The organism is Paenibacillus sp. AR247, from assembly GCF_002968895.1.
GTDB classification, from domain to species: Bacteria; Bacillota; Bacilli; order Paenibacillales; family Paenibacillaceae; genus Paenibacillus_AQ; species Paenibacillus_AQ favisporus.
Window position 1 is genome coordinate 518,133 of the sequence record NZ_PCZT01000009.1, and the last position, 7,768, is coordinate 525,900.

Here is a 7,768-nt window from a genome sequence, read left to right on the forward strand (position 1 = left end):
ATGGCATGGCATCACCTGATTCTGAGGGGCTGTCCTGACAAGAGCTGTGAAGATATAAGAACCGCTTCCTCCCCAATATACCTCATAATCGTCTTGGGTTGGGCAGTGAATATGGGGATGTAAACCAAAACTGGACCATTTTCCCCCTCCAAGGGGACTAAGGTCAGCCGAAAGGCTGCCGCTAACTGGCCAGAGTGGTGCATAGCTCCTATAATCAATCCGCCCATGTTCACTCGTTTCTGAAGATCTGCAGGACCGTGTCCGAAATAACCTGCTCCGGGACGTCTCCGTGCAGCGTATACAGAAAATCATCCTTCACGAAACGATACACCACTTTCTTCGTTCGGTCATCGCGAAGCTCCTTCGTGGATGGAACGGCTTCCTGGTGAGACAGAACCGGATAAGGGGACGGACCACGCAGCCGGGTAACGGACAAACGTAATCCATTCGGATAACGGATTCGAATCTCCGGTTCCATAAATTTTATCGTCATATACCTGGACTGTGCGAATCTGATCTTCATCCGGAAAACGAAGCTCGCTTCGAAGAAGCACCCTCGCCTCCTGCATCGTACTTGAGCGCAGGTTACGGTCCAAAAAAAGGCCTGCACCCAAAATCATCAGTACGAACAAGGCTGTAACAGACATTGCACTGATCAGTATAAAAAGAAGCCGTCTGCTTTCCTTTTCCAACTTTCCGCTCCTTCCCGTTACGGTTTGAATATACGTGTGTTTATATTAACGACGTGAGCGTACGGGCAAGAGTTGCGGGGGGTTAATCCGATGATAAATAGAAATTTTACATTGTTGGACGCGGATACTCCTGGAGGATCAGTTACATATGATTTCAACTTGATATTAACCTGTATATGCGGGGCAAGACTCTGCCGGGTCATGGCGGGGATGAACATTTATTAATGATGTTTATAGTTAATATAATTAAATATAAATTGTAACATCCTCTTTTTCCTTTAACATCGTGCCTATGAAACCGAAAAGCACGCTCCCCACAGCGGGAATCGTGCTTTTTAAGGTTGATTCGATAATTAATTCATGTCATTAATCATTGGATGTCCGTCCTTTAGTTCCGAAAGTCATTTCCCATCGGGCTCCTGCGCCTCTTCCAACCTGCGGCGCTTGGCATCCCGCATTTTCCGCCAGACGGAAACGAGGATGATGCAGCCGGAGAGAATGATATTGATCCAGACCGACAGAACAACTACTACATACGGCCCGGTGCCTGGCCTTACCGCCGTCAGGGAGACGAAACAGAGCAGCAGCAGGACTAGCGACATCGAAAGAACGATTCTGGACAGTGCTCCGAAGTCGCCCATCACACGCTTTTGATGGCGCCGATGTCAGCCATCTTGCGCTGCCACAGCTCATGCGCCTCCTCCGCGTAATGACAAGCCGTCTGCTCCGAGCCCACCAAGCGGAGCTGGGGCTCTTCCGAGGAGCAGCGGTCCGTGGCCATCGGGCACCGCGGATGGAAGCGGCAGCCAGACGGCGGTTTGGCCGCGTTCGGCATCTCCAGGCTGCGCAGCGGCAGCTCCGCCATCGCTTTGGCGATTTCGGGATCGGGCGTCGGAACGGCGGACAGCAGCGCCTGCAAATAAGGATGCTTCGGATGGCTGAGGACATCGTTGACCCCGCCCAGCTCCATCACACGTCCGAGATACATGACGGCCATGCGGCCCCTTCCGGCGATGTAGCGGGCCGTTGCCAGGTCGTGCGTAATATAGATGATGGCGATGTCCAGCTTGCGGTTCAGCTCTGACATCAGGTTCAGGATCGAGATGCGCAGCGACACGTCGATCATGGAGACAGGCTCGTCGGCCACGATGATCTTCGGATTCAGCGAAATGGCGCGGGCCATCAGAATCCGCTGGCGCTGGCCGCCTGACAGCTGGTGCGGGTATTTATCGAGGAAGCGTTCCGGCGGCGTCAGGCCGACGGTCTGCAGCAGCTCGATGACCCGCGCCCGGGCCGCCTTGCGGCCGCGAACGATTTTACGCTGCAGGATGGGGGCGGACAGTGATTGGTAAATGGTTCGCATCGGATTCAGCGCGGCGTAGGAATCCTGCTGCACCAGCTGAACGTCGCCGCGGAATTGATTCGCCTTCTCGCCGCTGAGTTTCGTTACCTCCTGCCCCTTGTACAGCACCTTGCCTGAAGTCGGCTTTTGCAGGCCTGTGATGATGCTGCCAAGTGTCGTCTTTCCGCATCCGCTCTCGCCAACCAGTGCGATGATTTCGCCGGGATGAATGTCCAGGCTGACATCGACGACAGCTCCCACTTTCTGGGGATGACCAAACATGCCCTGACTCCGTTCAAAGTACATGCTTACGCTATCGAGCCGCATCAGCACCTCGGAACTCTCCGTTCTGGCCGCTTCCCGCAGCCGCTGTCTGGGCTCTGCCTCAAATTCGATATTTCTGGCATTCATGACGTACGCACCTCCGCAACCGACTCGGGATTCGGATATAAATGACAAGCGACTTCATGCCCAGCGGGCGTATACACCTTGATCGGATTCTGTTCCTTGCATTTCGCGTGCGCATATTCGCACCGCGGGTGAAACGGACAACCCGGTGGCATGTTGAGCAAATCCGGCGGAGATCCGGGGATCCCCTTCCGTTCCGACACGTCTTCATACAAGCTCGGAACAGCTTTCATGAGCTTCGCGGTGTAAGGGTGCTTCGGACGCTTGAACATATCGTAGACGTCGCCGGCTTCGACGACGTTGCCTGCATACATTACGCCGACCCGGTCGGCGGCTTTGGCGACGACGCCGATATCGTGGGTTAGGAGCAGCATGGTAATATTCATGTCTTTGTGGATCTTTTTCAAAATATCGAATATATAAGCTTGAGTGATCACGTCCAGCGCAGTCGTCGGCTCATCAAGGATGACGAGCTGCGGATCGAGCAGCAGGCTGAAGGCGATCATAACCCGCTGCTTCATCCCGCCCGAGAGCTCGTGTGGAAATGAATTCAGTACCCGGTCCGGATCAAGCCGGACATAATCGAGCAGATTCCGCGCTTTATCCACCATTTGCTTCTCCGTATACGATTTGGAATGGGCTCGAAAGGTCTCAATGATCTGATCCTTGATTCGGGCGACGGGATTAAGCGCGTTCTGCGCGGCCTGAAACACCATCGACACTTGCTCCCATTTATAAGCCTGCAGTTCTTTTTTACTCAGGCTCATCACATCACGGCCATCAAACGCAATCGATCCGCCGGCAACGCGTCCGGGAACCGAAATCGCCCGCATGATGGCGGATGCCATCGTGGATTTGCCGCTTCCACTCTCCCCGACCAGGGCCGTGATCTGTCCCTTGGGGATGACAAAATCTGCTTCATTGACGGCCCGCAGCTGACCTGCGCGCATCGGGAATTCGATCGTCAGCCCCCTCACTTCCACCAATGGTTCCATCATTTTCTCCTCCTTCATCGCCGGCCCTTACGATCTCAGTCTCGGATTCAGCGCCTCTTCCAGCCCATTGCTGAAAAAGATGCAGGCCATTTGGAACAACCCCAGGCACATGATCGGCGAGATCAGATAGATATAGCCTTTGGGGTTGAAGATGCCGCCGGTGTTCTGTACGGCCAGCTGGATCATCATCCCCCAGTTAGTCGGGGAATATGGAGCAAGACCGAGCATCATCAGACCGACGCTGGCAACGATGGCCCCTTGGGCCGCCATAATAAAGTTGATCGCCAGATACGGCGTCAGGTTCGGAAGAATCTCCCGGAACAAGATATAGGGCGTTTTCAGGCCCATAATCCGGCAGGCGATAATAAATTCGCGGTTTTTCAACGTACAGCAGCTGGGACCTCTCTCTTTCCTCCCAGCTCCTTGACCATCTGTTCGCGGTTAATAGCTAAATGGATAGCCTCCCGAAGCTTAACGTCATGAAGTATTCCGTCCCTCGACAGATTAAAAGTCAGATAAGTACTGCCCTCTTCGAGCCGAGTCAGCAAAGTGCCCGTTTTCTTCTTACCCGTCGGTTCAAAATAGAGTACCTGCGTGTCACGTTCCTGAAGTCTGTCGGGCTTCAGATGCTCCAAATAGTTCGGCCAAACCCAAATCTCGATGCGGTCCATCATCGGCCGGCCCTGGAAATACCGCTCGTTCGCTTCGAGGATCATGCCGTTATCGCTGTTCTCCTTTATGACAAATGGGCCTGTACCTACCGGCATCCGCCGTATATCCCGGGTCGCCGCAATGCGGTCCAAATCCTTAGGGACGATGGAGAAGCGTTCCGAAGCTAGTAGATGCAGAAACAGGGCGTTAGGTTCGCTTAGGTGAAAACGTACGCTGGTATCGCTGAGGACCTCCACCCTTTCCACATTCGCCATGAACCAGTCCGGCGGATTCAGCTGCCCGAAGCGCTGGAACGTAAATTGAACATCTTCGGCTTTCATTACCTTCCCGTGATGAAACAGAACTCCTTTACGCAAATAAAAGGTCCATTCGGTGTACCCGTGATCCGATTCCCAGTAATGGGCGAGCCCCGGCTTGATCACATGACCGGTCGTGTCGAACTCCACCAGCGTGTTCAAAATCTGTCGAATCAGGTGGGTCTCTGTGCGGCGAATGACGAACAGCGGCTCGAGATCGGGCACCGGCCGGTAAAACGGGAAACGGAGAATGTCCTTATGGTCGGAAGCCTTCTGCGCACCAAACTGCCCGGCCAGCCAATCGGAAAATTGGGATTCGGCCAGGGGGTCCGTATGCGCATGCAGCAGCCCGAACGCCTCGCCGACATACCCTTTTAAAGCCAGTTCTTTGGCTTTGTCCAGCAGCAGCTCCTGTGCATCGGCAACCAGGACGAGCCGCGAAGTATTGCCCCGTCCCAAACCGCTTTGCCAATCAATAAGGCCTTGCTCCTTCATTTTCTGCACGAGCAGCTGTGCATTTCGCCGGGTGCATTCCCATATGTCCTCCAGCTCCTGCATCGTCACCTGGATCGAAGAGCCTCGGGGCTCGGAAGCAAAGTGTTGATTCAGTTTATTATAGTAATGGACAACGTCCATATGAATTCCCCTCCTTTGCTATGAAAAGGTGAAAAATATTCTTGCAGCTTTCACCTTTCCCTTCGCCTTTTTCAAAATTATAATTTGACTTGTATGAAACGTAAAGAGGAGGTATTGAAACATGTTTTCGGCAGAGCCCCGGCAAGGTCCGGGCGCCTACTATCTTACGGAACACTTCTTCCTTGATGCTTTCTTGTATCCGTCGCCATCCCGGCTCCGAAGAAATGTATGAACCGGCACTGCCCTTCTATGTATGATCTTACATAATCTTCGCTCGTCATGTCTATGTACGCGGAATTAATGTTCTCCCCCCATACTTCATTTCCCTGGAAACCGGTCATTCGCCGACCGTGGTTCATCGATACAACCGGGTTTCTGCTGATGACCTTCGAACGCTGGGCCGAGCTAGGCCGTTGGCCTGCTGCTGTGGACGTTGAACATCTTGGTGATCTACACAGCCAATGGTGCTTCCGGAATGATGGATACAAACATCATCTTGTACGCCAAAGATCACTTGGAGTTCTCGCGCTATTGTATTGGGATTCGTTCTCTCTGCAGCTGGAGCAGGCTGGATTCATGACGCCGCTGGTTCACACAATAACATAACGCCTCTGGTGTACAAATGTCTTGGACGACTTTAGGGAAAATTCCGGAAGCTTCTACTTAAGCTAGCCCCATTAAGGTCAGACGGTTAAGTTCGGTGAGATTTTGCGCTTGCTGGTTGCCCTGACTACTCCATATGCCGCCTAGGCATCATGTTCTTCTTCGCTTAAGCGGTGGCAAATGAGATGATGAAGCCCTACCTAATGAAGCTCTACCCAAACGGGAAATCCGTGCTCTTGACGATCAAATTATTTCTTGGGTAATCGCAAAATGTTCATAGGTTCGACATCCGCTGATGTCCCTCTATGTCGTTCATGCCGTTAAATGATTGAGGCAATCTGTCGAAACAGCACCGATTGAAAACGCTGCAATTTCCGATTATACTAGCTCCGCGGGTAAATCAACGAACAACGAACGATTGCGGAGGATGATGCTGACATGTTCTATTTATTGCCTCTTATGCTGGAAAGAGTCGGCATCCTGATTATCGTCGCCTTTCTGCTGTCCAGGATGACGTCGTTCCGCCAGACGCTGCATCATGAGGATCGGCTTCCCGCCAAGCTGCTGCTGATCGTCATTTTCGGCGTGTTCGGCATGATCAGTAACTATACGGGTGTAGAAATTCATGGAGGCGCCATCGGCTCCGAAATCTGGCAGGCCGGCGTGCAGGTTGACAGTGCACTGGCCAATACGCGGATTATGGGCGTGGCCATCGGCGGTTTGCTTGGCGGACCGCTGGTCGGACTTGGGGCCGGGCTGATCGCCGGTCTCCATCGGCTGACGCTTGGCGGATATACCGCTGCCGCCTGCTCCATATCTACCATACTCGCAGGTTTGGTCACCGGCTGGATCGGCAGGCGGTTCCGGAGGTCCGATCCCGGCGCGCCATGGCGTGCGGTTGCCATCGGAATCCTGATGGAATGCGTACAGATGGGGATTATTTTACTGATAGCCCGCCCTTTCGATGCCGCAGTTCAATTGGTTTCGGTCATCGCTCTGCCGATGATCGTCATGAACGGATTCGGCACCCTGATGTTTATGCTGATCATTCAGTCCATCCTGCAGGAGGAGGAGCGGACTCGCGCCCTGCAGACCAACCAGGTGCTTCATATTGCCGACCGGACGCTGCCCTTTTTCCGTCAGGGCTTGAACCCGGCATCATGCCGGGAAGCGGCAAGCGTCATACTGGAGGCCACCGATGCGGATGCGATCTCGATCACGGATCGGGAGCAGGTGCTCACGCATGTAGGTGCCGGCTCGGACCATCATGTCCCGCTCCACAGCCTGGCGACCCAGCTTACCCGGTCCGTACTGGAACAGGGACGAATGTCTGTTGCGACATCGAAGGAAGACATTCAATGCTTCCATGATGGCTGCAGCCTGCAGGCTGCGATCGTACTTCCGCTGCAGGTGCGGAGCGGCACTGTCGGGACGCTGAAGCTTTATATACGAACCCGGACGGCTGGACCGTGTTCAGCGGGAAATGGCGGAAGGCCTTGGCCGCCTGTTCTCCACGCAGCTTGAGCTGGCCGAGGCGGAGATGCAGAGCAGGCTGCTGAGGGATGCCGAAGTCAAAGCGCTCCAGGCGCAGGTGCATCCCCATTTTCTGTTTAACGCGATCAATACAATTTCAGCGCTGTGCCGGACCGATCCGGACAAGGCGCGGGAGCTGCTCATTCAGCTCGGAGTCTTTTTCCGCAGCAACCTTCATGGCGCACGGCAGATCCTGATCCCGCTCAGCCAGGAGCTGAGGCATGTGGAAGCCTACTTGACGCTGGAGAAGGCGCGCTTCCCTGATAAATTTGAGATGACATTCGATATCGAACCGGAACTGGCGAATTTGGAGATACCGCCGTTTACGCTGCAGCCCTTGGTCGAAAATGCCGTGCGCCATGCCTTCCATGGACTCGGTCCCCACCATAAAGGGAGCGTATGTATTGCCGCGAGCCGGAAAGGCCATGAAGTCATGATTGTCACGGCAGATAACGGCAAAGGAATCCCGGCGGAGCTGCTGGAACAGCTAGGTGAGCAGGCCGTTCATTCGGAAGACGGTACCGGCACGGCTCTGCATAATATCCGAAAACGGATCGCGGAGATCTACGGCAGCGAGGGCTCGTTCCATAT

At 54.1% G+C, this 7,768-nt stretch carries 8 protein-coding genes; 2 read left to right on the plus strand and 6 right to left on the minus strand.

The genetic code is table 11. The annotated features are described in order from the left end of the window. Positions 1-229 precede the first annotated feature (229 nt). From CPT76_RS10395 to CPT76_RS10420, 6 genes are all read right to left on the minus strand, one after another. Positions 230-478, minus strand: a complete 249-nt coding sequence (locus tag CPT76_RS10395; RefSeq protein WP_146116210.1) for a hypothetical protein — start codon at positions 476-478, stop codon at positions 230-232. 615 nt (positions 479-1,093) lie between these two features. Continuing rightward, entirely contained in the window at positions 1,094-1,333 is a 240-nt protein-coding gene (locus CPT76_RS10400) for a hypothetical protein (RefSeq protein WP_105442865.1), read from the minus strand. After that, positions 1,333-2,445: an oligopeptide/dipeptide ABC transporter ATP-binding protein gene (locus CPT76_RS10405; protein ID WP_219845404.1), complete on the minus strand. Its 1,113-nt coding sequence runs from the start codon at positions 2,443-2,445 to the stop codon at positions 1,333-1,335. Before CPT76_RS10405 ends, CPT76_RS10400 begins: the two co-directional genes overlap by 1 nt. After that, the gene (locus tag CPT76_RS10410) at positions 2,442-3,440 is read right to left on the minus strand and encodes an ABC transporter ATP-binding protein (protein WP_105442866.1); all 999 of its coding nucleotides are present in this window, start codon (positions 3,438-3,440) and stop codon (positions 2,442-2,444) included. Before CPT76_RS10410 ends, CPT76_RS10405 begins: the two co-directional genes overlap by 4 nt. A 24-nt stretch (positions 3,441-3,464) precedes the next feature. Beyond that, the gene (locus tag CPT76_RS10415; protein WP_219845405.1) at positions 3,465-3,821 is read right to left on the minus strand and encodes an ABC transporter permease subunit; all 357 of its coding nucleotides are present in this window, start codon (positions 3,819-3,821) and stop codon (positions 3,465-3,467) included. Then, a complete protein-coding gene (locus CPT76_RS10420; protein WP_105442867.1) occupies positions 3,818-5,041 on the minus strand; it encodes an ABC transporter substrate-binding protein in 1,224 nt (407 codons plus the stop codon). The genes CPT76_RS10415 and CPT76_RS10420 overlap by 4 nt, the downstream gene beginning before the upstream one ends. Positions 5,042-6,082: 1,041 nt before the next feature. Between CPT76_RS10420 and CPT76_RS39375 the strand changes: the two genes are divergently transcribed. Both CPT76_RS39375 and CPT76_RS39380 read left to right on the plus strand, forming a co-directional pair. Next, complete coding sequence (locus CPT76_RS39375; RefSeq protein WP_258168277.1) at positions 6,083-7,168, plus strand: LytS/YhcK type 5TM receptor domain-containing protein; 1,086 nt, start codon at positions 6,083-6,085, stop codon at positions 7,166-7,168. Beyond that, positions 7,128-7,768, plus strand: a 641-nt coding sequence (locus tag CPT76_RS39380; protein ID WP_258168278.1) for a sensor histidine kinase, incomplete at its 3' end; no start/stop codon positions are given. The genes CPT76_RS39375 and CPT76_RS39380, both read left to right, overlap by 41 nt.